This is a genomic window from Galactobacter caseinivorans (genome assembly GCF_003640665.1).
In the GTDB taxonomy this organism is placed as follows: domain Bacteria; phylum Actinomycetota; class Actinomycetes; order Actinomycetales; family Micrococcaceae; genus Galactobacter; species Galactobacter caseinivorans.
Map to the genome: position 1 here is coordinate 78326 of NZ_QQXL01000006.1, position 25748 is coordinate 104073.

21 protein-coding genes are annotated in these 25748 nt (G+C 68.1%); 17 read left to right on the forward strand and 4 right to left on the reverse strand.

What is annotated here, in order from left to right; all coding sequences use genetic code 11:
• The first annotated feature begins 138 nt into the window (after positions 1–138).
• The 3 genes from gndA to DWQ67_RS10430 all read left to right on the forward strand — a co-directional run bounded on the left by gndA (position 139) and on the right by DWQ67_RS10430 (position 8141).
• Positions 139–1599 carry an NADP-dependent phosphogluconate dehydrogenase gene (gene gndA / locus DWQ67_RS10420; protein ID WP_121485552.1) on the forward strand — a complete coding sequence of 487 codons (1461 nt, stop codon included), beginning with the start codon at positions 139–141 and terminating at the stop codon, positions 1597–1599.
• 415 nt (positions 1600–2014) lie between these two features.
• Positions 2015–7096 carry an Lhr family ATP-dependent helicase gene (locus DWQ67_RS10425; RefSeq protein ID WP_121485691.1) on the forward strand — a complete coding sequence of 1694 codons (5082 nt, stop codon included), beginning with the start codon at positions 2015–2017 and terminating at the stop codon, positions 7094–7096.
• A gap of 127 nt (positions 7097–7223) precedes the next feature.
• Positions 7224–8141, forward strand: coding sequence for a DNA-formamidopyrimidine glycosylase family protein (locus DWQ67_RS10430; protein ID WP_121485553.1), 918 nt, complete (start codon positions 7224–7226; stop codon positions 8139–8141).
• Here the strand turns inward: DWQ67_RS10430 and DWQ67_RS10435 are convergent.
• Positions 8071–8673 (reverse strand): GNAT family N-acetyltransferase, encoded by a 603-nt coding sequence (locus DWQ67_RS10435; RefSeq protein WP_121485554.1) that lies wholly within the window; start codon positions 8671–8673, stop codon positions 8071–8073. The genes DWQ67_RS10430 and DWQ67_RS10435 overlap by 71 nt on opposite strands.
• A gap of 52 nt (positions 8674–8725) precedes the next feature.
• Positions 8726–9262, reverse strand: a complete 537-nt coding sequence (locus tag DWQ67_RS10440; protein ID WP_121485555.1) for a GNAT family N-acetyltransferase — start codon at positions 9260–9262, stop codon at positions 8726–8728.
• A 60-nt stretch (positions 9263–9322) separates the two neighbouring features.
• Here DWQ67_RS10440 and DWQ67_RS10445 point away from each other — a divergent pair, with 60 nt between their 5' ends.
• From DWQ67_RS10445 to DWQ67_RS14115, 12 genes are all read left to right on the forward strand, one after another.
• Entirely contained in the window at positions 9323–10375 is a 1053-nt protein-coding gene (locus DWQ67_RS10445; protein WP_121485556.1) for a pseudouridine synthase, read from the forward strand.
• The gene (locus DWQ67_RS10450; protein ID WP_158595433.1) at positions 10372–11010 is read left to right on the forward strand and encodes a DedA family protein; all 639 of its coding nucleotides are present in this window, start codon (positions 10372–10374) and stop codon (positions 11008–11010) included. The genes DWQ67_RS10445 and DWQ67_RS10450 overlap by 4 nt, the downstream gene beginning before the upstream one ends.
• Before the next feature lie 61 nt (positions 11011–11071).
• Complete coding sequence (locus DWQ67_RS10455) at positions 11072–12235, forward strand: hypothetical protein (protein ID WP_147433673.1); 1164 nt, start codon at positions 11072–11074, stop codon at positions 12233–12235.
• Between the two features lie 32 nt (positions 12236–12267).
• Positions 12268–13005 (forward strand): glutamine amidotransferase, encoded by a 738-nt coding sequence (locus DWQ67_RS10460; protein ID WP_121485559.1) that lies wholly within the window; start codon positions 12268–12270, stop codon positions 13003–13005.
• Positions 13006–13631: 626 nt separating this feature from the next.
• Positions 13632–14384, forward strand: a complete 753-nt coding sequence (locus DWQ67_RS13635) for a hypothetical protein (protein WP_147433674.1) — start codon at positions 13632–13634, stop codon at positions 14382–14384.
• A 49-nt stretch (positions 14385–14433) separates the two neighbouring features.
• Positions 14434–15186, forward strand: a complete 753-nt coding sequence (locus DWQ67_RS10475; RefSeq protein WP_121485562.1) for a hypothetical protein — start codon at positions 14434–14436, stop codon at positions 15184–15186.
• Positions 15187–15328: 142 nt separating this feature from the next.
• A complete protein-coding gene (locus tag DWQ67_RS10480) occupies positions 15329–15985 on the forward strand; it encodes a hypothetical protein (protein WP_147433675.1) in 657 nt (218 codons plus the stop codon).
• A gap of 49 nt (positions 15986–16034) precedes the next feature.
• Positions 16035–16784 (forward strand): hypothetical protein, encoded by a 750-nt coding sequence (locus tag DWQ67_RS10485; RefSeq protein ID WP_121485564.1) that lies wholly within the window; start codon positions 16035–16037, stop codon positions 16782–16784.
• Between the two features lie 36 nt (positions 16785–16820).
• Positions 16821–17936, forward strand: coding sequence for an NADH:flavin oxidoreductase/NADH oxidase (locus DWQ67_RS10490; protein ID WP_233556049.1), 1116 nt, complete (start codon positions 16821–16823; stop codon positions 17934–17936).
• Positions 17937–18062: 126 nt separating this feature from the next.
• Complete coding sequence (locus tag DWQ67_RS10495; RefSeq protein ID WP_121485565.1) at positions 18063–18602, forward strand: NUDIX hydrolase family protein; 540 nt, start codon at positions 18063–18065, stop codon at positions 18600–18602.
• Between the two features lie 5 nt (positions 18603–18607).
• Positions 18608–19492, forward strand: coding sequence for a DUF6707 family protein (locus tag DWQ67_RS10500; RefSeq protein ID WP_121485566.1), 885 nt, complete (start codon positions 18608–18610; stop codon positions 19490–19492).
• A gap of 93 nt (positions 19493–19585) precedes the next feature.
• Positions 19586–21043: a DUF6882 domain-containing protein gene (locus DWQ67_RS14115; RefSeq protein WP_121485567.1), complete on the forward strand. Its 1458-nt coding sequence runs from the start codon at positions 19586–19588 to the stop codon at positions 21041–21043.
• Between the two features lie 26 nt (positions 21044–21069).
• Here DWQ67_RS14115 and DWQ67_RS10510 read toward each other — a convergent pair whose 3' ends face one another.
• Positions 21070–22206: an FUSC family protein gene (locus DWQ67_RS10510; RefSeq protein ID WP_121485568.1), complete on the reverse strand. Its 1137-nt coding sequence runs from the start codon at positions 22204–22206 to the stop codon at positions 21070–21072.
• A gap of 136 nt (positions 22207–22342) precedes the next feature.
• Between DWQ67_RS10510 and tgt the strand changes: the two genes are divergently transcribed.
• Entirely contained in the window at positions 22343–23665 is a 1323-nt protein-coding gene (gene tgt, locus DWQ67_RS10515) for a tRNA guanosine(34) transglycosylase Tgt (RefSeq protein WP_407645808.1), read from the forward strand.
• A gap of 177 nt (positions 23666–23842) precedes the next feature.
• Here tgt and DWQ67_RS10520 read toward each other — a convergent pair whose 3' ends face one another.
• Complete coding sequence (locus DWQ67_RS10520; protein ID WP_121485570.1) at positions 23843–24535, reverse strand: queuosine precursor transporter; 693 nt, start codon at positions 24533–24535, stop codon at positions 23843–23845.
• A gap of 325 nt (positions 24536–24860) precedes the next feature.
• On the opposite strand from DWQ67_RS10520, the gene DWQ67_RS10525 reads away from it, so the two are divergent.
• Positions 24861–25676, forward strand: coding sequence for a hydroxymethylpyrimidine/phosphomethylpyrimidine kinase (locus tag DWQ67_RS10525; protein WP_121485571.1), 816 nt, complete (start codon positions 24861–24863; stop codon positions 25674–25676).
• Positions 25677–25748: the final 72 nt, after the last annotated feature.

Consider the following 25748-nt stretch of genomic DNA (forward strand, 5'->3'; position numbering starts at 1 on the left):
CGACCCAACGCCGTCGGGCAGTTCAGCCTCAGGGCAGTTCACGGAACTAGATCCCGTCACCCCGCATGCGATTTACTGAGAACCGGCCCAGCCCGGGGCAGCGACAGCCGCGGCGCAGGCCGCAAGGAAAGGACAAGCATGTCTGAGAATTCGAGCGCCAGCGCCAACATCGGCGTGGTGGGCCTGGCAGTCATGGGCTCAAACCTGGCCCGCAACCTGGCCTCCCGCGAAGGCAACACCGTGGCCGTCTACAACCGCTCCCGGTATCGCACAGACGAACTGGTCCAGGCCCACCCCGAGGCCGGCCTGGTCCCCTCCTTCTCTTACAAAGACTTCGCGGACTCCCTCTCCACCCCGCGCACCGCCATCATCATGGTTCAGGCCGGCAAGGGCACCGACGCCGTGATCGACGAGCTGGTCGCGGTGTTTGAGCCCGGCGACATCATCGTGGACGGCGGCAACGCCAACTTCCAGGACACCATCACTCGCGAGGCCCGCGTCCGCGAGACCGGAATGCACTTTGTGGGCACCGGCATCTCCGGCGGCGAGGAAGGCGCACTCAACGGCCCCTCCATCATGCCCGGCGGATCCGTGGAGTCCTACAAGACCCTTGGCCCCATCCTGGAAACCATCGCCGCGCGCGCGGAGGACGGCGCGCCATGCGTAACGCACGTGGGCACAGACGGCGCCGGACACTTCGTGAAGATGGTCCACAACGGCATCGAGTACGCGGACATGCAGCTCATCGCCGAGGCGTACGACCTGATCCGTCGCGGCACAGGCAAGACCCCCGCGCAGATCGCGGACGTGTTCACCGAATGGAACCAGGGCGAGCTCTCCTCCTACCTGATCGAGATCACCGCCGAGGTGCTGCGCCAGGTGGACGCCGAGACCGGCAAGCCGCTCGTGGACGTGATCCTTGACCAGGCCGGTGCCAAGGGAACCGGCGCCTGGACCGTGCAGAACGCACTGGATCTTGGTGTGCCAGTCACGGGAATTGCCGAGGCCGTCTTTGCCCGCTCCCTCTCCTCCTCCGCCGGCCAGCGCGCCGCTGCGCAGACGTTGGGCGGGCCGTCGCCGGTCGCCGTTCAGGACGCGGATGCGTTCATCGAGGACGTGCGCCAAGCGCTCTTCGCCTCCAAGATCGTGGCCTACTCGCAGGGGTTCGACGAGATCGTGGCCGGCGCCGCCAAGTACGGCTGGGACGTGAAGAAGGGCGAGATTGCGCGGATCTGGCGCGCAGGCTGCATCATCCGCGCCCAGTTCCTCAACACCATCTCCGACGTGTACACGGAGAACCCGGAGCTGCCCGCGCTACTGCTGGCCCCGTACTTCCGCGAGCACCTCGAGGCCGCCCAGGACTCCTGGCGCCGCGTGGTCGCAGACGCCGTGCGCAACGGCATCCCCGCCCCGGCGTTCTCCTCCTCCCTGTCTTACTACGATGGCCTGCGCTCCGAGCGCCTGCCCGCCGCACTGGTCCAGGGCCAACGCGACTTCTTCGGCGCCCACACCTACAAGCGCTCCGACAAGGACGGCACGTTCCACACGCTGTGGAGCGGGGACAGGACCGAGGTGGCGCAGGACCCGAGCACGCACTAGAGGGGGTTTGGCGGGGTGCGTGCGCCCGGGTTTTGCCGCGAGCTGGGACGTGTGCCGCCGTTTCGGCCACGTGCTTCGGTTTCGGCATCGGCTCGGCTCGGCCACGCCACGCCACGCCACGCCACGTGGCACCCAGCACCCGCCACCTGCCACCTGATACGACAAACGCCACCCCATAAGCATCCGCGCCCCCAACCCAGCCCGAGATGCCACTTCATACGACAAACGCCGTCTTCCACGACGGCGTTTGTCGTATGAAGTGGCACGCGGCCGGGGGCCCGAGCTCACCAGGGCCTGGCCCACGCCGCCTGTCACCTCACACGACAATCGTCGGCCCATGAGCCTCCGCGAGCAAAGCGTCGGCCTCGCCGCGTAGCCTGGAGCCGTGCCGAACTCGCCCACCGCGCAGACGGTCATGGACCGTTTCACCCCGGCCACGAAAGAGTGGTTCAGCGGGGCCTTTCCCGCGCCCACCCCAGCCCAGATCGGCGCCTGGGATGCCATCTCCTCCGGGCACCACTCGCTGGTGATTGCCCCGACCGGCTCAGGTAAGACGCTCTCGGCTTTCCTCTGGGCGCTGGACTCCTTCATCCGCCGGGCGGAAGGCCAAGCCGCGCTGCCCGGCTTGGACCAGGACGCGGGCAACTCAGGCGCAGGCAACTCAGGCCCGGGCAACTCAGCCGCAGGCGAGCCGGACCGCGACAGCCTCAAGTCCAAAGCCCGCGCCGCGAAGAAGAAGCATGACAACGCCGGGACCCGTGTCCTCTACATCTCCCCACTGAAGGCCCTCGGCGTGGATGTGGAGCGTAACCTTCGCTCCCCTTTGATTGGCATTACGCAGACGGCCCGCCGCCTGGGCATCCCCGCCCCGCAGGTCAGCGTAGGCGTGCGCTCCGGAGACACGAGCCCCGCCGAGCGTCGCTCGCTCGCCAGCCATCCACCGGACGTGCTCATCACCACGCCGGAATCCCTGTACCTGATGCTGACCTCCAAGGCCCGGGAGACGCTGACCCGGGTGGACACCGTCATCATCGACGAGGTGCACGCGGTCGCCGGCACCAAGCGCGGCGCCCACCTGGCCCTGACGCTGGAGCGCCTGGACGCACTACTCGCCGCGCCAGCCCAGCGCATCGGCCTGTCTGCCACGGTGGAACCCCGCGCCGAGGTGGCCCGCTTCCTTGGCGGCAGCCGCCCCGTCGCGCTGGTGGCACCCGCCTCCTCCAAAACCTGGGACCTCACCGTCACCGTCCCAGTCCCCGATCTGAGCGACCTGCCCAGCGCCTCCGGCGCGCATGACCTTGGCCCGGGGTCCTCTCCCGAGCCCAACGCGAGCATTTGGCCGCATGTGGAAGAGAAGATCGTCGACCTGGTGGAGGCCAATTCCTCTACGATTGTCTTCGCCAATTCGCGTCGCCTCGCAGAGCGTCTCACCGGTCGCCTCAATGAGATTCATGCCGCCCGCCAGGGCCTGGATGCGCCCCCAAGCGACACCGAGACGAACGCCCCCGTCCCCCTCAGCGAGGTTCTGCCCCAGGTACTCCCCGCCAACGGCGCCCCGGCGCAGATCATGGCGCAGGCCGGAACCACCGCTGGCGCCCCGGACCTACTGGCCCGCGCCCACCATGGTTCGGTCTCCAAGGAACGCCGCGCGGAGATTGAGGACGACCTCAAGTCCGGCCGCCTGCGCTGCGTGGTGGCCACGAGCTCGCTGGAGCTCGGCATCGACATGGGGCTCGTTGATTTGGTCATCCAGGTGGAGGCGCCAGGCTCGGTCTCCTCCGGCCTGCAGCGCGTGGGCCGCGCCGGGCACCAAGTGGGTTCCGCTTCCACGGGGGTGTTCTTCCCCAAGCATCGCGGCGATCTGGTCTCCTCTGCCGTCACCGTGGAGCGCATGCTCGCCGGCCGCATCGAGGCCATGCGCGTGCCCACCAATCCGCTGGATGTGCTGGCCCAGCAGACGGTGGCCGCCTGCGCCCTTGGCCCCATCGACGTGGAGGAATGGTTTGACCTGGCCAGGGGTAGCGCGCCCTTTGCCTCCCTGCCCCGCAGCGCCTTCGACGCCACGCTGGACCTGTTGGCCGGGAAGTACCCCTCGGACGAGTTCGCGGAGTTGCGCCCCCGCATCGTCTGGGACCGGACGGAGGGCACCATCGAGGGCCGGCCCGGCGCACAGCGGCTGGCCGTCACCTCCGGCGGAACCATCCCGGACCGTGGCCTCTTTGGCGTGTTCCTTGCCAGTTCCGACGACGCTGGCACGGGCGGCAAGCGTGTGGGCGAGCTGGATGAGGAGATGGTCTACGAGTCCCGCGTCGGGGACGTCTTTGCCCTGGGCGCCACCAGTTGGCGCATCGAGGACATCACCCACGACCGCGTGCTGGTCTCCCCCGCCTTTGGCCAGCCGGGCAAGCTGCCCTTTTGGCATGGCGACGGGTTGGGGCGCCCGGCGGAGTTGGGCGCGGCGCAGGGCCGCTTTCAACGCGAGTTGGCGGTGTCCGACGACGCGGCGGCGCGTGAGCGGTTGGGCTCAATTGGCCTGGACGAATGGGCGGCGGACAACCTGCTGGCCTATCTGCACGAGCAGCTCGAGGCGACCACCGCGGTCCCCAGCGACACCACCTTTGTGTTGGAGCGCTTCCAGGATGAGTTGGGTGATTGGCGCGTCATCCTTCATTCCCCTTACGGCATGCCTGTTCATGCCCCGTGGGCTTTAGCTGTGGGCGCTCGCCTGCACGAGCGCTATGGACTTGACGGTTCCGCGATGGCGGCGGATGACGGGATTGTGCTCCGCGTCCCGCTCATGGACGACGAGCCGCCGGGCATGGATCTCTTCCTCTTTGACCCAGAGGAATTACAGGACGTGGTGACGACGGAGGTGGGCGGTTCCGCACTCTTTGCCGCCCGCTTCCGCGAGTGCGCCGCGCGCGCCCTGTTGCTGCCCCGCCGCGATCCAGGCAAGCGCACGCCCCTGTGGCAGCAACGCCAGCGCTCCGCCCAGCTCCTGGACGTGGCCCGCAAATACCCGCAGTTCCCCATCATTCTTGAGACGGTTCGTGAGTGCCTCCAGGATGTTTACGACCTACCCGCCCTGCACCGCCTCGCCACGGATCTGCAATCGCGCAAGATCCGCGTGATCGAGACGCAGACGGTCACGCCCAGCCCCTTTGCCCAGTCCCTCCTCTTTGGGTACGTGGCGCAGTTCCTCTACGAGGGGGACTCTCCCTTGGCAGAGCGCCGCGCCGCGGCACTCTCCCTTGACCCCTCCCTTCTCGCGGATCTCTTGGGGCGCGAAGAACTCCGCGAGCTCTTGGATGCAGAGGTGATGATCGCCGTCGAGCAGGAGGCCCAGCGGCTGGCCCCGCAGCGCCGCCTGCGGGGCGTGGAGGGGGTCGCGGACCTGGTGCGCATGCTTGGCCCGCTCTCCGCGCCGGACCTGGCGCTGCGGCTGCAGGGTGATGTTCTTGACCCGGCGGCCCCTGGCGCCGCCGACGGCCAGCATCAAGACCGGCACGACGGCCAGGAGGACCCCGCCCAGACCGGCCACGCCACCCTTGAACAGGCCACGCAGTGGGCCCAAGAACTCGTCACGGCCCGCCGCGCCCTGCCCGTGCATCTCAACGGCCAGGCGGTTTTTGCCGCGATCGAGGACGCCGCGCGGCTCCGGGATGCCATCGGTGTGGCGCTGCCCATGGGCGTGCCGCTGGCCTTTGTGGAGCCAGTTCCGGACCCGCTCGGGGACCTGGTGGGCCGCTACGCGCGCACCCACGGACCCTTCACCGCCACCGAGGCCGCGGCTGCGCTTGGCCTGGCCGGCGCCGTGGTCACCCAGACCCTGCAGCGTCTGGCCCAGGAATCCCGGGTCAGCGCCGGGGAGTATCGCCCGGTGCCGGCCGGCGAACAGGAGTGGTGCGAGACCGAGGTGCTGCGCCGCATCCGGCGCCGCTCCCTGGCAGCGCTGCGCGCCGACGTGGAGCCGGTGGAGCAGCCCGCGCTCGCCCGTTTTCTGGCCGACTGGCAGTACCTGCCCACCCAGCTACGCGGCGTCGACGGGGTGGCCCTGGTGGTGGAGCAACTCTCCGGCGTGCCCATTCCGGCCAGCGCTTGGGAGGGCTTCATCCTCCCGTCGCGCGTGCGTGGTTATCAGGCGGCGTGGCTGGATGAGCTGATGACCTCCGGCGAGGTGCTCTTCTCCGGTGCCGGCTCGCTCTCCGGGACGGACGGCTGGGTGGCCCTGCATCTGGCGGATTCCGCGCCGTTAACCCTGCACCGCGACGAGGAGTTTGTCCCCGGCGCCCTGCATGAGCGCATCCTCGAGGCTCTGTCCGGCGGTGGCGGTTGGTTCATGGGCCAGCTCTCCGCACGGCTAGAGACCATGGGCCCCCGGGTCCCCGACCTGGAGCTCAACGCGGCGCTCTGGGACCTGGTCTGGGCCGGGCTCATCACCAACGACAGCTACGGCGCCGTGCGCGGAATGCTCTCCGGCGGCAAGGCCGCGCACAAGCGCAAGCCCGAGCCTCGCGCCCGGACCTCGCGGCTGGGCCACGTGCGCGGGCTGCGCACGCGCGGCGGCTACGGCGCGGGCCTCCCGGCCATCGGCATGCGGCGCGATGGCGTGTGGGAAGACCGTGCCACAGGCCACGGAAACGGCGCGGACGGTGGCGAGGAACCATCCAGCGGCGACGCTGCGGGAGTCGGGCGCGGTTTCCGGCCCGACGACGCGGCGGTACCGGCGCGCGCGGGTGACCCCACGGCGTCGGGCAGGGACATTGATCGGCGCACCGGCCGCGCCACGCCTCTGGCTCTGCCGTCCGCCCAGGGCCGCTGGTCACTGTTGCCAGCCCCGGAGGCCGACCCAACGCTGCGCGCGCACGCCACGAGTGAGGTGCTGCTGGATCGCTACGGCGTGCTGACGAAGGGATCCGTGGAGGCTGAGGAGGTGCCGGGCGGCTTCGGCATGCTCTACAAGGTGCTGACGCGGATGGAGGACCAGGGCATCACGCGGCGCGGCTACTTCGTGGAGAAGCTGGGCGCCGCGCAGTTCTCTACGTCGGCGACCGTGGACCGGCTGCGCTCGCATACGCACGACGACGTTGGGGTGCGTCGGGAGGGCCCGCTGGCTCTGGCGCTGGCGGCCACTGACCCGGCCAACCCTTACGGGGCCGCTTTGGCGTGGCCGGCGTTGCCGATTCCGGAGGGCGCTCCCACTGCGGCGACCGGGCACCGCCCCGGGCGCAAGGCCGGCGCGGTGGTGGTGCTCGTGGACGGCGCACTGGTGCTTTATGTGGAGCGGGGTGGCAAGACGGTGCTGTGCTTTGATGACTCGGAGGCGGTTTTGGCCGTGGCTGCGCCGGGTCTGGTTGGCGCGTTGCGCACGGCCCGCGTGGAGAAACTCTCGATGCAGAAGGTCAATGGTGCGGCCATCCTGGATACCCCGCTGGCCCGGGCCCTGGTTGCCGCCGGTTTTGGAACCTTGCCGTCCGGTCTGCGATTCAGGGCGTAAGCCCAACAAACCAAGCTAGAGCAAGGACACGCATGAAGCCGCTCAGGGACTCAGAGATCAGCCGGACCGCCTCACACGCTCTGCGTCACGCGCCGGAGCAGTGCGGGCTGAGCGTGGAGGCGTAGCCGTGCCGGAGGGGGATTCGCTGGCGCGCGTTGAGCAGCGGCTGCGCCCGGTACTGGCGGGCCACCCGCTCACCCGCGCAGAGTTGCGCGTCCCGGCGCTCGCCACGCTGGACTTGACCGGGCGCACCATCCGGGACGTGCGTGCCTACGGCAAGCACCTGTTCATGGAGTTCGACGGCGGCGACGCCCTGCATTCGCACCTCTTGATGGAGGGCACCTGGCGTGCCATCTCCCGCGGCGAGCGCTGGCCGGCCCGCGCCGCGCAGGTGCGCGCGGTCCTGGAGACCGCGGACACCACGGTGCTCGGCATCGACCTGGGCATCCTTGACGCGCTGACCGCCGCGCAGGTCGCCGAGCTCACGGATCTGTTGGGGCCGGATCCCATCCACGCCTGGGATCCACAGGAGGCGCTGCAGCGACTGGTGGCCCGCCCCGAGCGCGAGCTGGGTGCGGCGCTGCTTGACCAGCGCGTCGTGGCTGGGATCGGCAATATCTTCCGCTCAGAAGCGCTTTTCATGGCACGTCTTAATCCGTGGGTAGTGGTGGGTGAGGTGCCGCCGGAACGGCTCAAACAGGTGCTCGACGTCGCTGCGGGCCAGCTGCGAGATAACGCCACCAGGGCATCACGCAGGACGGCGGGGCCCACCTTTCGCGATCGCTATTGGGTTTACGGCAGGGCAGGGCAGGCCTGCCCCCGCGCCCATGGACGCGTGGCCCACGGGCTTATCGCCGATCCGGATCTGCAGCGCGGGCGGGTGGGCGGGGACGCCAGGGACCTGAGTGCCGTTGCTCGCGATGTGTACTTCTGCGCGCGCTGCCAGGGCGTGGACCCTGCCACCGCCGCGGCGGCTACTGCCCAGCTGGGCGGAACGACGCCGGGCGCGGGTCGCTCCGGAGCACGGACATCACCTCGGCGTTGATCCATTCCCCGTCAAAGAGCAAGGCGTCGCGGCGCACCCCCTCCGCCACAAACCCAGCCTTCTCATAGGCCCGGCGGGCGCGCGGATTAAAGCTGTAGACCTCCAGCTCAATCCGGTGCAGCTCGGTGGTGGCAAAGGCGTGGTCAAGGATCAGCCGCGTGGCCTCCGTGCCCAGCCCACGCCCGCGCCCAGCCGGCCCCATGAGAATGCGGAAGTTGCAGGAGCGGTTCTCAGGGTCCACGTCGTTGAGCACGGCCTCGCCCACGCACTCCCCGCTCTGCGCGTCCACGATCGCCAGGTCCAGCCGGTCACCCTGCGCTGCGCGGCTGCGGTACCAGGCAAGCGTGCGCTCATCCAGAGTCGCCGAGGCACCGTCCGCCTGGGCCCGGCTCGCCACTGAACCCGTCAGGATCTGCACCTCGGGGTCGGCGAGCACAGGGCCCATGGCACTAATGTCCGCCTCCGTGAAGGGGCGCAGCACAACCAAGCGCCCCTCCAGCGTGGGCTTGTGCGTCAAGGGAAAAGAGTCCATGGTCCTGATTCCTCGTCAGTGGGTGCGCGATGAGTTGTTGGCTGAGCCCGGTTCACTCCTGCGGAATGCGGTACTTGAATCCCACGTGGCTGCCGGTGAACCCCAGGCGCTCGTAGAAGCGGTGCGCATCAGGGCGGCGAACATCGGAGGTGAGCTGCACCAGTTCCGCCCCGGTGAGCTGCGTCGCCGATTCCATGACCCAGCGCATCAGCGCGCCGCCGATTCCCCCGGAGCGCACCGAGGAGGAGACCCGCACGGCCTCCACCAACAAGCGAGTGGCGCCTCGGCGGGCCATCCCGGGGATCAGCGTGAGCTGGAACGTCGCCACGATTCCAGTTTCGCCACCCTCCTCTGCCCCGCCCAGTTCCGCGACGATCAGCGCATTCGCGGGGTCCTGCATCAGGGCCAGCAGAGCTGCGCGGTACGCGTCCTCATCCTCCGGGGAGGCGACGTCGCCCCGGGAACGCGACACCGCGTCGTCGGACATCAGCCCCATCAGCGCACCCAGGTCCGCCTCGCGTGCCCCCCTCAGCCGCAGTTCGCCGGCGGGGCTCGGGACGGTCACGGGCAGCGCGAGCGAAGCAATCATGCGCCCATGCTTGCACACCCACCGCCGCGGCCCCGCCGCCGGGCGTGGGATGCTTGGACCATGGCCCTGCGTTCCCCCCTTCCCGTGAAGAACGGTGTGAACGCCACCCGCCTGCACCTGCCGCTGGAGGGGCCGTGGCCCACCATTCAGGATTACGTCCTGTCCCGCTTTGGGCACGTGGACGCGGCAGGGCTTCGGCGGCGCTTTGCGAGCGGCGAGGTGCGGGGCATCGGCGGCACGGTGATCGAAGCCGCGACGGCGCTGGGCGCGCACGAGTTCATTTGGTATTACCGGGACGCGCCACAGGAAAACCCGGTGCCGTTTCATGAGCACATCCTGCACCTCGATGCGGATTTGTTGGCGGTAGATAAACCACATTTCCTCCCCACCACTCCTGGCGGTCGCTTTGTGCAGCAATCAGCCTTGGTGCGCCTGCGGAATCGGCTTGGCCTGCCGCACCTGACCCCCATGCACCGCTTGGACCGCGCCACGGCCGGCGTCATTCTTTTTTCCGTTCGCCCAGAGACTCGCGGAGACTACCAATACCTGTTTGAGCGCCGCGGGATTCGCAAAGAATACGAGGCGGTGTCCGCGCTTCCCACGGGGTGGGATCCGCAGCGTCCCGCTCTGGCCCAGACCCCGCTGCCCCTGACCTACCGCAACCACATCGACAAGGTCAAGGGCACGCTGCGCGTGGTGGTCAGCGAGGACAAGGACCCCAACGCGGAGAGCATCGTGGAGCTGATCGGCACCGGAATCAGCGCCGGAACGCACGCAGGCCTGCCCGTGCTGCACACCCGGCTGCGCCCGCGCTCCGGGCGCACCCACCAGCTGCGCGTGCACCTCGCGGCGCTGGGCGCCGGGATCCTGAACGACGCCTTCTACCCGGACCTCTGGGACGAGGCACCAGATGACTACGCCCGCCCCTTACAGCTCCTGGCCCGTTCCATCGCGTTCACGGATCCGCTGAGCGGACGGGAGCGCTCCTTCCGCTCGGTGCGCAGGCTTTCCGAGCTGCCTGCGCAACCAGGGCCATCAGGGCTACCCGGGCTACCCGGGCTACCCGGGCTACCCGCAGTGTCAGCAGTACCTGCGGCGGTGGCCACGCCGTGAATCTCCTGGCGCCGGACACCCTTGGCTGGTGGTTTTATCCCGTCACGTTCATCCTCAACGTGCTGGATTCCTTCCTGCCCCCGCTCCCACAGGAGCTCTTTGTGCTGGCCATCGGGCCGCTCACGCAGACACACCAAATTGCCCTGTGGCCGGCCATGTTCATTGCGTGGATCGCGAACGTGCTGGGAGATGCCTGGCTGGCCTGGGTGGTGGCCCGGCATCGGCACCGGCTGGAGCGCTGGCGGTGGGGCCGGTGGTTGCTGCGCAAGGCAGGCGCCGGGCTCGCGGCACTGGGCCAGCGCGGGGCCTTTGGGGTGCTCGCTGGGCTGCGCTTTGTCTCCGGCGGGCGCACCGCATCCTTTGTGGCCGCAGGGCTGGCGGGCACCTCGCAACGCACCATTTGGGCCGCCACCTCGGTGGGGTCAGCGGCCTGGGTCGGTTTCATGGTGATTCTGGGCCAATTGACCCATAACGCCACGGGTCTCCCGGCGTGGGGTTCCGCGATCCTGGGCATGATCATCGGTACGCTGATTGGGGCCGTACCTGCGCTAATTGCGTGGTGGCGGCGCCGTCACGGCAAGGGGAACACCGATGATCAGACCGGCGCGTCAAGAAGAGCCAAACGAGGCGAATGAGGCCTCGGCCTCCGACGCGCCAGAAACACTGCGGTTCCCCCCTCGGGAGCGCGCCACCACGGTGCGCCGCCCCGATCGCAACGCCCCCTTTGACCTGCAGGGCGAGCAGGCGCATGTGGACTCCGAGGTGGAGTCCCGCGCCGCACTGGAGCTAGGCAAGGAACGCGCCCGTGAGATCGCGGAGCGCGAGGACGCCATCCGCCAGGCCCGCGCGGCTCTTGCCGGCGCCGCCCCGCAACCTGATCTGGCCGCCGTCGTCTGGGACGCCCACGAGGCCATCATCCGCTCCCGCACCGCCCCGGATGATGCCGAGCGCCCGCAGTACGTTCCCATCGCGCATGCCAGCCGCGGCATCACTGCCAAGCAGCCCATCGAGGCGCTCCCAGCCTCCGTCTACGTGGCGCCGTACAACCTTCCCGAGCGCTCGGTGAACCCGCGCCAGACCCCACTTGACCTGCTGCGCCGCGTGCTGGTCAGCGGATCCGCGATCACCTTCCTGATCCTCTCCTTGCTTCTCCTGGCCGGCGGCGGGACAGCCGCGGCCTTTGGCGCCGGGACTGCCCTGCTTGCCCCGCTGGCTCCCGCGCTTCTGATGTGGCCCGTGATGGCGCTGGGGCTCACTGCCCTGGCCGCCCACGAGTGGGTCCCGGATCAGCTCTCCGCGCGGCGCCAGCGCTCCATCGGCGTCCCCGTCACCCTGGCCTCACTGGCCGGGATCGCCTGGTGCCTCACCGCGGCATCCGGCCAGATGTGGGGCGCACTGCTGAGCTCCTTGGTGCTCTTCGCCGCCGCGTGGGAGGCCCTGAGACGGCTGAACCTCCTGACGGCGCGCACCCGTCGCGAGCGCTGGCTGACGGACGCTCCGGTGGAGTTTGCGCTCGGTTTCTCCGCCTTCGTGACGGCCTGGACCGCGTCCGCCGTGGTCACCTCCTGGGGCTGGGCCCTGGCCCCAGAGGCACTCTGGGCCTCGCTCACCCTGCTGGCCGTCGCGCTGCCCGTCTGCCTGGCGGGCATGAGCGAGCGCGGGCGCATCGTCCCCGCCCTCGCCTTTGCTTGGGGCGCGGTGTGGCTCATGGCCGCGCGCATCTTTGGCGATATCAACGACCCCACCGTCATGGTGCTCTCCGGCCTGTGCGCCGTCGTGGCCCTGCTCACCGCTTTGGCTCGCCGCCAGGAGATATCGCATACTGAGCGCGTGGCCCTGCAGGGCTACACCGAACGCTGACCCGCGCAGCGCGGCACCCACTGGAAGTGAACATGAAGCCCTACTTGTTGCTGTCCACCCGCACGGATGACGTAATCTCCGCGGATGAACTGCGCAGCGTCACCGAGCTCTCCGGCCTGGCCCCGGAGTACGTGGAACAGTGGCGCCTTGAGCGCATGCCTCTACCCCCGGTGCTCGACGCCGCGTGGCTGGCTCAGTATTCCGGCGTCATCTTGGGCGGTAGCCCCTTTACCTCCTCCGACACGGACCGCTCCGACACGCAGATCCGGGTAGAGGCAGACCTGGAGCGCCTGCTGCGGGTGGTATTGGACGGGGACACCGCGTTCCTTGGCCTCTGCTACGGCGTGGGCATGCTGGCCCGCGTGGCCGGCGGCGTCGTGGATCGCTCCTACCCGGAGCCCGTGGGGCTCACCACCGTGCGCGTGAGTGATCACGGCGCCGTGGACCCGCTGCTGGCCGGCGTTCCCGTGACCTTTGATGCCTTTGTGGGGCACAAGGAGGCCACGTCCAGACTGCCGGAATCCGCGGTCCTCCTGGCCAGTTCCGGACCGGCACCCGTGCAGATGTACCGGATCGGCAAGAACGTGTACGCCACGCAGTTCCACCCTGAGCTGGATGGGCAGGGGCTGGCCAAGCGCATTGAGGCGTACAAGCATGCCGGTTACTTTGACCCCTCGGACGCCGCGGAGTTGACGGAGATGGCGCTGAACTCCGATGTGTCCCACGCACGCAAGGTGCTTCGCAACTTCGTCAGCCGCTACCAGCGCTGATTAGCCCTGGCCCCAAGGCCGCCTGTACCTGCACGAAGCGGCATCGGCGCCATTAAACCAGCCATTTGATCAATGCGTACTTTCTGGTAACGTCCTTCCCTGGGACATCAGAAGTAGGGGAAGACCGCGGGACAGTGGATTCGATCAAAGGTGATGAAGGGGTTGCCGGCTCCCTGGTGCGCGTCGCCCAAGCGGCAGCAAAAACACTTCGCTCCCCAGGGCCCAGCCGACGGTCATCTGCGGAAAGCGCCCACGAAGTCTTCAACGACGGATTTGCCAAGGTTTTCGAGGGCATCTGCCGCTCAGAGAGCACTGATCGCGGCAGGGCAAGGCGAAGGCCGAGGACCCCCAGCATTGAACAACCCGACTTGGCTCACGGCCCCTCAGCCATCCGCGACACCGGTAGCAGAACCCGAGGTGTCTGCTTCGTTTTCCGAGGCCATCGGTGGTGACAACACAGCGACTATGCACAACCTGACCAGCCCCGTGAAGTGGCCGGGCCCGCTTCAATGGGCTGCGGATCTTGATGGCCACAAGGCAACGGATGAAGTGGGAAACCTTAATCCACCGTCCATCACGGTCGATGCCCTCATCCGGATCATGCAAGGAAAGCAGGAGGACCTCCCGTGAAAACCCGATCATGGGCACACAACGCACTGATCGTAGGGCTGAGCCTAGGATTTCTTCTCACCGGATGCACACCACCGGAGACCCAGAACACGCAACAGACTTCCCAAGAAAACCAAGGGGCACGTGACCTCTCCGGCGCGACTAAAGCCGAGGCATACTCGGGGTCGCCGAAAGATCGCTACGCCAAGGCTGGTGAGCGCTACAAGGAACTCAACGCGTTCTACGTCGGCGTCCAGCGCGACATCCACGCAGGCACTTGGCAGGACTCGCCAACACACAGCGGCGTCACACCAACTGAGGGATACAACTCCGGTATGAAACTCGACGGAGACGGCCAAGGTGACGATGGATCCGCCGATAGCTACACCTTCTGGCTCTCCCGGTTTTACACCCCCGATGAGCCCGTTGCTCAGGTCCTCGAGCGAACAGTGGAGGACTGGCGACGGCGCGGGTGGGATGTTAAGGAGAAGGTACCCGGCTCTCACCGTTTTGCCACGACGACACCCGAGGGATACTGGTTAGACATCAAAGTAAAGGGTGCCGGCACCATCGCTCTTCGAGCGTATAGCCCCGTATTCTGGGGCAGCTACGACGAACTGCTCGCTGCCGTCGCCGAGCGCCGTGACGCCGAGGATGAGGCCAAGGCCCCCGGTACCGTTTTTAATCGAGACCCGAAAACGAAGCAGGCCAGCCTCAAGCCCGGCGTGTACCGGCCCTTCCCGGCCTGGGACGCAGTACCCACCACCTGAAGGGGCCGACCCCCTTCCTCGACGTGCCAGGAAAGCTGGAGGATCTGCTATGAGAAACAAGATGTGGGGCCGCGGCGCCCTGATCGTAGGGCTGAGCCTAGGATTTCTTCTCACCGGATGCACACCACCGGAGACCCAGAACACGCAACAGACTTCCCAAGAAAACCAAGGGGCACGTGACCTCTCCGGCGCGACTAAAGCCGAGGCATACTCGGGGTCGCCGAAAGATCGCTACGCCAAGGCTGGTGCGCGCTACAAGGAACTCACCGCGTTCTTCACCGGCGTCCAGCGCGACATCCACGCGGGCACCTGGCTGGATTCGCCGACCCATAGTGACTTCATTCCCGACCCGGGATACAACTCCGGCATGAAGCTCGACGGCGATGGCCGTAGCGAAGACGGAAATGCTGATAGCTACACCTTCTGGGTTTCACGCTTCTACACGCCCGAGGAGCCCGTCGCTAAGGTCCTTCAGCGAACAGTGCAAGCCTGGCGAGAGCGTGGGTGGGAGGTAGCGGAGAAGGTGCCTGGCTCCCAGCGTTTCGCCACGACGACGCCCGAAGGTTACTGGTTAGACATCAAAGTTAACGGTGCCGGCACCATCGCTCTGCGGGCGTATAGCCCTGCCTTTTGGGGCAGCTACGACGAACTGCTCACGGCGGTCGCCGAGCGCCGTGACGCCGAATATCAGGCCAAGGCGCCTGGCACAGTGTTCAAGGAAGACCCGAAAACGAAGCAGGCCAGCCTCAAGCCCGGCGTGTACCGGCCCTTCCCGGCCTGGGACGCTGTGCCCACCACCTAAAGGGGCCGACCCCCTTCCTCGACGTTCCAGGAAAGCTGGAGGAACTGCTATGAGAAACAAGATGTGGGGCCGCGGCGCCCTGATCGTAGGACTGAGCCTAGGATTTCTCCTCACCGGATGCACACCACAGGAGGCCGGGAACATGCAACAGACTTCTCAAGAAAACCAAGGGGCACGTGACCTCTCCGGCGCGACTAAAGCCGAGGCATACTCGGGGTCGCCGAAAGATCGCTACGCCAAGGCTGGTGAGCGCTACAAGGAACTCAACGCGTTCTACGTCGGCGTCCAGCGCGACATCCACGCAGGCACTTGGCAGGACTCGCCAACACACAGCGGAGTCACACCAACCGAAGGATACAACTCCGGAATGGAACTCATCGGGGATGGCCAAGGCGACGATGGATCCGCCGACAGCTACACCTTCTGGCTCACCCGGTTCTACACCCCCGATGAGCCCGCAACGAACGTCCTTGAGCGAACGGTGGAGGACTGGCGGCAGCGAGGATGGGAGGTAGCGGAGCCAGTGCCGGGCGCACAACGTTTCACCACGACCTCCCCGGAGGGTTACGGGTTAGAGATATCAGTATCCGACGGCACCTTCGAGTTACGCGCCTTCAGCCCGGTTTACTGGGGCAGCTACGACGAACTGCTCACGGCGGTCGCCGAGCGCCGTGACGCCGAATATCAGGCCAAGGCGCCTGGCACAGTGTTCAAGGAAGACCCGAAAACGAAGCAGGCCAGCCTCAAGCCCGGCGTGTACCGGCCCTTCCCGGCCTGGGACGCAGTACCCACCACCTGAAGAGGCCGACCCCCTTCCTCGACGTGCCAGGAAAGCTGGAGGAACTGCTATGAGAAACAAGATGTGGGGCCGCGGCGCCCTGATCGTAGGACTGAGCCTAGGATTTCCTCTCACCGGATGCACACCACCGGAGGCCCAGAACACGCAACAGACGTCCCAAGAAAACCAAGGGGCACGTGACCTCTCCGGAGCGACCAAAGCCGAGGCATACTCGGGGCCGCCGAAAGATCGCTACGCCAAGGCTGGTGCGCGCTACAAGGAACTCACCGCGTTCTACGCCGGCGTCCAGCGCGACATCCACGCAGGTACTTGGCAGGACTCACCCACCCACAGCGACTTCATTCCCAGCCCGGGGTACAACTCCGGGATGAAACTCGACGGCGACGGGCGCAGCAAAGACGGGTTGGCCGATAGCTACACCTTTTGGACCACCCGGTTCTTCACTCCCGATGAGCCCGTCACTAAGGTCCTCGAGAGAACGGTGGAGGGCTGGCGACGGCGCGGCTGGGAGGTAGCGGAGCCGGTTCCCGGTGCCCCACGTTTCACCACGACGACGCCCGAAGGGTACTGGCTAGAGATATCAGAATCAGGCGGCACCGTCGAGTTGCGCGCATATAGCCCCGTGTTCTGGGGTAGCTACAACGAGTTATTGCGGGAGGTCGCCGAGCGCCGTGACGCCGAATATCAGGCCAAGGCGCCTGGCACAGTGTTCAAGGAAGACCCGAAAACGAAGCAGGCCAGCCTCAAGCCCGGCGTGTACCGGCCCTTCCCAGCCTGGGACGCTGTGCCCACCCGCTAGGGAATACTCCGGCGCCATGGCCTGTTGCCCACTGCCGTGAGCCATTTTCTGATGAACCCCGTGACCCTCCCCTCCCCCGCCGGCCCCGGGCTTGAGCTACGCAACCGCGCCTTCATTGCGCCGATGTGCCAGTACTCGGTTGAGGCTGAGGACGGCGTACCCACGGACTGGCATCTGGCGCACCTTGGCGCCTTTGCCGCCGGCGGTTTCTCCTTGGTCACCGCGGAGGCCACCGCCGTGGAGGCCCGCGGGCGCATTTCTGCGCGGGACCTTGGCCTCTGGGACGACTCCCAGGTGCCCGCGCACCGCCGCATCACTGACTTTGTGCACTCCCAGGGCGCAGCGGCCGCAGTGCAGCTGGGCCACGCGGGCGGCAAGGCCTCCACCCACCCGTGGCTGCCCGGCGCGGCGGAGGGCACGGTTCCGGCGTCCGACGGCGGCTGGGCCACGGTCGGGGCCACGGACGCGCCGGTCCTCCCGGACCTAGACGCACCCCACGCTTTGAGCGAGGAGGAGCTGGGTCTGCTGGTGCAGGCTTGGGCGGACGCCGCCCGCCGCGCGGATACGGCGGGCTATGACGCCATCCAGATCCACGCCGCCCACGGCTACCTGCTGCACCAGTTCCTCTCCCCCTTGAACAACACGCGCACGGACGGCTACGGCGGCGATGAGCGCGGACGCACCCGCCTGCTGCGTGAGGTGGTGGCGGCGGTGCGCGCCGCCTGGCCCGCGCACAAGGCCCTCGGCATCCGTTTCAGCGGCACCGACTGGGTGGACGGCGGCTGGGACGTGGACGCCACGGCCCGCATGGCCGGCGAGCTGGTGCGTGAGCACGGCGTGGGTTGGGTTGACCTCTCCTCCGGCGGCCTGGGCGGTCCGGCTGCCATCCCGGTGGGCCCGGGCTACCAGGTGTCCCTGGCGGATCATGTGCGGGCGGAACTGGCCGGCACGGACGCCGTGGTCTCCGCGGTGGGTCTGATCCACAACGCCATGCAGGCGGAGACCATCCTGGCCACCGGCCAGGCGGATGCCGTCAGCATTGGGCGCGCGGCGCTCCGGGATCCGCACTGGGCGGCGCACGCGGCCAGCGATCTGCGCGTGTCAGCGGCGGACTCCCCCGCCGCGGATCAGTACTGGCGAGCCAACTGGTAATCCAAGCCAGAGCGGCGTCGAACGTCTAAGGCGCCACACGTCGCTCCGCATTCAGCGCACCGCACAAGATCTCACGCATCGGCGCGGGACCTGTGCGGGGCGGCCGCTCTGCGGTATCAATGAGATATGAGCGTGCGTACACCCGACCCGAATTCCGGCTGGCTCTCTGACGAAGACCTCTATGAGGCGCGGCACCGGCTCCCCATGTTGTACGTGGAAGCCGTTCCCGTGCGCATTGACCCGCTGGGCTACGTGAATCAGATTGGTCTGCTGTACACCACGGATGAGGCGGGGCACTTTGAGCGCACCTTCGTCTCCGGCCGCGTGATGTACCGCGAGACCGTCCGCGCGGCGCTGATGCGCCACCTGGAGAAGGATCTGGGACCCATGGCGATGCCGTCGCTTCCAACCTCCCCCGTCCCCTTCACCGTGGGCGAGTACTTCCCCTCCCCCTCGGAAACCGGGCTGACAGATGAGCGGCAGCACGCCGTCGCCCTGGCTTATGTGGTGCCGGTGCGCGGGGAATGCTCCCCGCGCCAGGACGCCCTTGAGCTGACCTGGATGAGCCCGGAGGAGGCGCTGGCAGAGTCGGTGCAGGCGGAGTTCACCGGCGGCCGCGGCAACATTGTGCGCGCCGCGCTGGCTCACGTGGGCTGGGGGCGCTAAGCACCGTGCCGGTCCGATTCGACGGCGAGGCCCCCCGCCACCGTCGCTCCGTGTCCGCCCGCCAGATCTCTGCGGGCGATCGCTTCATGCGCCGCAACGGCAAGCCAAGCGTCGCGGTCAAGAGCGTGCGCGTGGTCCGGGATTCCTTTGGAACGGACGCCTATGTGGAGGCGCAGCTGATGGATGGGGTGCGCGTGACCATCGCGATTGCCTCCTCCATCCGCGTCTACACCGAGCGCGCGGCCGGCCCGGGCTTCTCCGATCTCATCGCCCTGCCCACGGAGGCGGGCACGGCGGAGGCCGCTCTGGTCGCGGCCGTGCAGGCTTACCCGGAGGACGGCGAGCTGTTGGACACGGCGCTGCGCCTGGCCCCCGGCATCAACCCCCGCGCCGGCGCGCACCTAGTAGACCTGGCGTGGGCGGCGGACCGGCTGGTGGTGGAACACGGCGATACCGAGGCGGGCATGCCCTTGCTTGCGGCGCTGACCGTCCTGAGTTTTGACGGCAACGAGGGCCGCTGGCGCGCGGTGCGCCACGGCCTGGCGCTCTCCGCCTGGCTGGCGCGCCAGCAGGGCGTGATGGACGCCGCCGCGGAGTTGGGTGCGCGCATCCGCCGCGGCGAGGAGGAAGCGCTGGAGGACATGCGCGGCCCCGTCGCGGCGATTCGGCGCCGGGAACTGAGCAACCCTGTTTTCCCCGAGCGGGAGATCCAGAAGGCACGGGACACGGGCGCCATCCAGGACGAACGCCAGCTGCGTCTCACGCGCCTTGACCTGCTGCTGGCACAGTTGGCCACCGGCTGGGCGGGCCTGAATGAGGCGGAGCTGACGCGGCTCATTAGCGCGGAGCTGGCGGCGCTTGGCCCCGGCGGCGGCGCGTCAGTGATCTAGCCCAGGACGTGAGGGCGGCGCCGGCGGGCCCCAGTCGGTACAGTCGGGCGCAAGCGCGGTCAGTGGATCGCGAATGCCCCGTGAGGAGTCCGCGTGGACAAGATTCAACTCAGCATTGACCCACGTCGCCCCGCCATTGCGCAGTTGGCTCACGCCGCCTGCATCATGGCGGCCGAGTCTCAGCCGCTCTTTGACGCGCGCTTTGGCGGGCGCAATGCCACGGTGGACCTGGCAGCGGACCGGCCGCTTTTTCTGCTGAGCACGCCTGAGGCCAACTTGGAGTTTGGCGCGCAGCTGGTGGGCACCCATGACACGGCCGCCAACACGTGGACCTGGGGTTGGCGCGATGCCCAGGGCTGGAACCCGTGGACCGTGGGCGCTTCCCGGCAGCTCCTGGCTGTGGGCGAGGCAGTGGAGGACCCGGACATTCTGCTGGGATCCATGCCTTACCAAGACGGCATGGACCAGATCTGCATCGCGGCCACGCAGGCGGTCACAGACCTCTATGTGCACTACGAGCTGCGGGTCGGCGCCCTGCGACACGTGCTCTTGCTGATCAACCCCATGCTCTTTGACCTGCCCGAGCCCACACCAACCACCACGGCCCAGGCTCTGCACCGCGCGGCGGCCGCGCCCTGGTTCAGCGACGCACGCGCCGCTGTGCGCGGCTACGGTGCACGCCGCGAGGGCGTGGAGTGGGAGGAGGACGAGCTGGGCATCGCGACCCTGAGCATGGACCGCGGCACGGTACGGATCGGCTTTGATGAGGACGACGGCGTGCGCTCGGTTGAGGTGAACGACGCCGGTTCTTGGCTCCCTGCCCCTGCGGACGACGGCGTGGCGGCCACCTCCGCGACGCGCGGCCCGGTCGGTTCCGGCTTTGCGACGCCCGCACCGGAGACTGGGCCTGCGCCCTCCGCCCCGACGTACTCGAACCCGCAACGTCCCGCACCCGCGCCGGCACCCGCACCCGCGCCGGCACCCGCGCCGGCTCCGGCACCCGCGCCGGCGCGCCCGGCTGGACCCAACGTCGTCGACTCCCGACTTTTTGGACGCCGCGAGGACCGCGCCCCGGCCCCGCGACCGATCCCGGACGCAGCCCCCGCGCCCAGCGCGGACCCGGAGGCGCAGGCACTCGCCGAGCGCCAACGCGAGCTGCAGGAACGGTTTGTTGCCGCCCACGCCGGGCGTAGCTGGCGGCTGAGCCTGGACGGCCCGGAGCCGCGAGTGGACTTCCTCAACGGTGCCGGGCAGAGCACCCAGAGCTACGCCGCGCACCTGCTGGGCGTGGTGCGCCGCAGACCGGCGCTGTGGCAATGGGCCTGGTCACTCGATCACCTGCCAGCCGCCGGAACCGAGCGCAGCTCCGCGCTACGGGAGCTGGGAGAGGCCACCAGCGATCCCAGCCTTGGCCTGCCCGAAGGCTCATACGAGCCGGGGCTAGAGGAGCACTTTGTGCAGCTCTATGTGAGCCACCACGGGCCGGCGCCGCTGCTGCGGGGGCGGCTGGGCAACGGCTCGCGTTTTTGGGCGTTTCTCGAGGAGCGGTAATTCCTCGAGGGTCGATGCATGGACAGCTAGGACAGCTTCATCACGTGCACGGTGTGCGAGGAGGCGCGTGAGAAGCGGTCCATCAGCAGCACCACGATCACGCCAATCACCACGCCAATCAGCGTCTCCAGCGCGCGGTCGTAGAGGATGTCCGGCGTGAGCGGGCGCCCAAGCGTGCCGCCCACCAGCGCCAGCGGCGTCACAAAGAGCATGGCCCAGAAGTAGTTGCGGGTCACAAAGATCTCGGCCAGGAACTGCATCAGGCCAATCGCCAGCACGGCCAGCCACGGCTGGGGTTGCAGCAACACGATCAGCGCCATGAGAATCAGGCCAGCGCCGGTGCCGAGCACGCGGTGCACGGCGCGGATGATGCGGTGTTGCGTGCTGCGCCCCACGAGCGGCACCACGGCGGCCACCATGGCCCAATAGGTGTGGCCCATACCGAGCGGGCCGGAGAGCAGGATGGCGGCACTGCCCGCCACGCCCGCGGCGACCAGGTAGGCCAGGCCCTCTCGCCAGATGGCCCCCTGCGCAGAGGGCGGAATCATGGGCAGCGGCGTGACCTGCCACGGGGTGCGGTTCAGCGGAGCTATGCGCCCCAGCTGGCCAAGGACCAGGGCCAGGATCATGGCGGAGCTAGCGGTGAACATCCCATCGCTCAGTCCGGGATCCGCCGGCAGTGAGGCAATCGCGGCGAAGGCAAAGATGTGAAAGAGCGATCCGGCCGGACGCAGGCGCAAGAACCCGGCCACCACGGAGGCGGCGCCAGCCACCAGCGTCGTCAGTCCCACCAACCACCAGCCACCGGTGGGCAGCGTCACGCCGTGCACCAGGAAGTTGCCTGCCAGGGTCGCCAGCAGCACCACAAGCCACATGAGCGCGCCGGCCTTGATCTGCATCAGGAGCCGGTCAAGGTGCCCCGGGACGCGCGAATACACGCCAACGAAGGCCCCAAAGACGGCGTACGGCGCCAGTTCAATGCGTTGCACCGCGATGAGCGTGAGCAGCGGAAGGAGCACACCAATGGCCGTGCGCAGACCCACGTGATGATCCCCATTTAGGGGCGCCAACGTGAAGAGGTGGCGCAGGCGGAAGCGATCCGCTGTGGCCGTGCCAGACGTGGGCGGCTGTGGGCTGGGGGCGGGGACGCTAGCTGCATTCATGACACGTCAACGATAGTCCCCTGCGATGCCCAGCGGCAGGGCTGGTAGGCGAGCTACGCAGTGAGGTGGGCCACGCGTCGTCGGGCATCTGGTGGCAGCGGCGCCGCGCCCCGGGCGGATGCGGCACACTAGACAGGTGCCCAATGAAGCCAAGAAGCGCCGCCGCGCCGAGCCCCCCGCGCCCCAGCCCTACGTGCAGCCGGAGCTGCCGGATGCCCATCCGCGCCAGTCCGCGTTCAGCTACGAGGTCGGCACCCGCCTGCCGGGCCGGCACGGCCGCACCGGCGTGATCCACACCCCGCATGGGGACGTCAAGACGCCGGCGTTCATTGTGGTGGGCACCAAGGCCACGGTGAAGGCGCTGACGCCGGAGCAGGTCGCCGCGACCGGCGCGCAGGCCATGCTCGCCAACGCGTACCACCTCTACCTGCAGCCGGGCCACGATCTGCTCGACGCCGCTGGCGGGCTGGGGCGGTTCACCAACTGGCAGGGCCCCACCTACACGGACTCGGGCGGTTTCCAGGTCATGAGCCTGGGATCCGGGTTCAAGAAGGTGATCGATATGAACACCGTGGACAGCTCCGGACCGGATGACGCGGTGGCGCCGGGCAAGGAACGCCTGGCGAACGTGGACGACGACGGCGTGTGGTTCAAGTCCCACATCAATGGGGACAAGCACCGTTTCACCCCTGAGGTGTCCATGCAGGTCCAGCACGGCATTGGCGCGGACGTGATGTTTGCCTTTGACGAGCTGACCACGCTGCACAACTCCCGCGGCTACCAGGAGGAGGCGCTGGAACGCACGCGCCGCTGGGCCGAGCGCTGCATCCAGGAGCACTTCCGCCTCACGGATGAGCGCGAGGGCAAGGACTACCAGGCGCTCTTTGGCGTGATTCAGGGTGCACAGTTCGAGGACCTGCGGCGCAAGGCGTGCCAGGACTTGGCTGCCATGCCCTTTGACGGCTTTGGGCTGGGCGGGGCGCTGGAGAAGGAGAATCTGGGCACCATCGTGGGATGGTGCGCGGAAGAACTTCCGGAGGACAAACCCCGTCACCTCCTGGGCATCTCCGAGCCGGATGACCTGTTCTGGGCCATCGAGAACGGCGCGGATACCTTTGATTGCGTGTCCCCCACGCGGGTGGCGCGCAACTCGGCGTTTTACACGGACCACGGCCGCTTCAACCTGAGCGGGCGCCGGTACAAGACGGACTTCACGCCCCTGCAAGAGGGCTGTGATTGCTACAGCTGCCTGAACTACACCCGCGCCTACATTCATCACCTCTTCAAAGCCGATGAACTCCTCAGCCATACGCTCATCTCCATCCACAACATTCGCTTTACCGTGCGACTGGTGGACCGGGCCCGCGAGGCCATCGAGGACGGCACGTTCTTTGAGCTCAAGGACCGCGTCCTGGCCGACTACTACGCCGGCGCCGGGGACCCGCAGGGGCGCGACTGACGGCGCCCGCCTGGATGCCATCTCATACGACGAACGCCACCTGATACGACGGCGCCCGCCTGGATGCCACTTCACACGACAAACGCCGCCTTGGAAGACGGCGTTTGTCGTATGAGGTGGCAGGGGTGCCGGGGCGGCAGGGGTGCCGGGGTGGCAGGGGCGGCCGGTGGCCGGCGCTTAGCCCCGCTCCGCCGCCACGGCCTTGACGTAGCCCGGCTCGCGGCGCTTGACCCACCCGATCACCAGCACGGTCAGCGGCGAAAGCACCACCTCCACCAGCGTCTTCCACACAAAGCCGACCACCACGTAGTTGACGAAGGCGCCCCAGGAATCCACGCCGATCACCGACGCGGCAATGGAGCAGAAGATGAGAGTGTCAAGGAATTCGCCCAGGCCGGTGGAGCCCAGCAGGCGCAGCAGCAGCTTCTTCTCGCCGTGACGCTTCTTGAGCGTGACCATGACCAGGGAATTAGAAAGCTGGCCCACCAGGAACCCGGCGAGCGAGGCCACCACCACCAACCAGACCGGCCCAAGCGTGCGCTCCAGCGCCGCCTGGCCGTCGTAGAAGCTGGCCGAGGGCAGCTGGATCATGACCCAGAACGTGCCTGCGGCAAACGCGGCCATCACAAAGGTCGCCAGCACCGCGCGGCGAGAGGCCTTCCAGCCGTACACCTCAGAGATCACGTCGCCCAGGATGTACGCGAGCGGGAACAGGAAGAAGCCGCCGTCGGTGACCAGCGGGCCAATCTCCACGCCCTTGGAGGCGCCAATGTTGGAGAGCACCACGACCACGGCCATCACGGCGACGGTGACCGCAAAAAAGCGGCTGCCGATGGGGGCAAAGGCGGTGGGCAGGGGTGTGGCGGACATGCGCAGGGGTCTCCTGAGAAGAGGGTCGGTCGGGTTCGAGCCGGCGCTGCCACCACCGCTCACAGGGGCCAAAGACCGGCACACGCGAGCGCCCCGGTCAAGAGCCAGGGGCAATTCTCTCACGATGCTCACCCTTCCCTGCCCGACGCCGCTGGGGTGCGTCGAGCGCTCTGCCTGCCCAGGCGGGCCGTGGGGACCGCAACCCCCTGCCGTGGCGCGGTTCGCGCCCGGCCCGACCACGCGGCGTCGGGCGCTGCGTCATGTACCCAAGGTGGCCCGTCATGGGGCCAGGCACGCACCCGGTGCCCGGTTCTACGATGGAGTCATGACTACTTCCACTCCCCCGATTGCCCTGTCGATCGCTGGGTCCGAGGCCACCGGCGGCGCCGGCGCGCAGGCGGACCTGAAGACGTTCGAGGAACTGGGCACCTTTGGCATCATTGCGCTGACCTGCATTGTTTCCTTTGACCCCAAGAACAATTGGGGACACCGCTTTGTGCCGGTGGCCCCGCAGGTGATTGCCGATCAGCTGGAGGCCGTGCAGGCCGCGTACGCCGGCCAGCTGCGCACCGTGAAGCTGGGCATGATGGGCACCCCGGACACCATCGAGACCGTGGCCGCCGCGCTGGAGAACCAGGAGTGGGCCAACGTGGTCCTTGACCCGGTGCTGATCTGCAAGGGCCAGGAGCCCGGCGCCGCGCTGGACACTGATCAGGCGCTGCAGGCCAAGCTGCTGCCCAAGGCCACGTTTGTGACCCCCAATCACTTTGAGGCAGAGGCGCTTTCTGGCATCTCCATCTCCTCCGTGGAGGACCTGAAGGAGGCCGCGCGGCTGATCTTTGAGAAGTCCGGCGCCACGGTTCTGGCCAAGGGTGGCGTGCGGCTGGCGGGACCGGACGCCGTGGACGTGTTCTACGACGGCTCCACCATGGAGGTGCTGTCCACACCCAAGGTGGGAGACGTGGCGGTCTCCGGTGCGGGCTGCACGCTGGCCGCGGCCGTCACCGCGGAGCTGGCCAAGGGTGTGGCCCCGCTGCAGGCCTCCATCAACGCCAAGGCGTTTGTCACCGAATCCATCAAGAACCGCGTGGCCTCCGCCGCGCCGTTTGAGGCCGTGTACCAGGGCGGCGCGCGCCGCTAGCTAGACCGAGCAGGGCCAACCCCAGGGGCGGGTGGTGACGAGACATCGTCGCCACCCGCCCCTGTTCGTGAC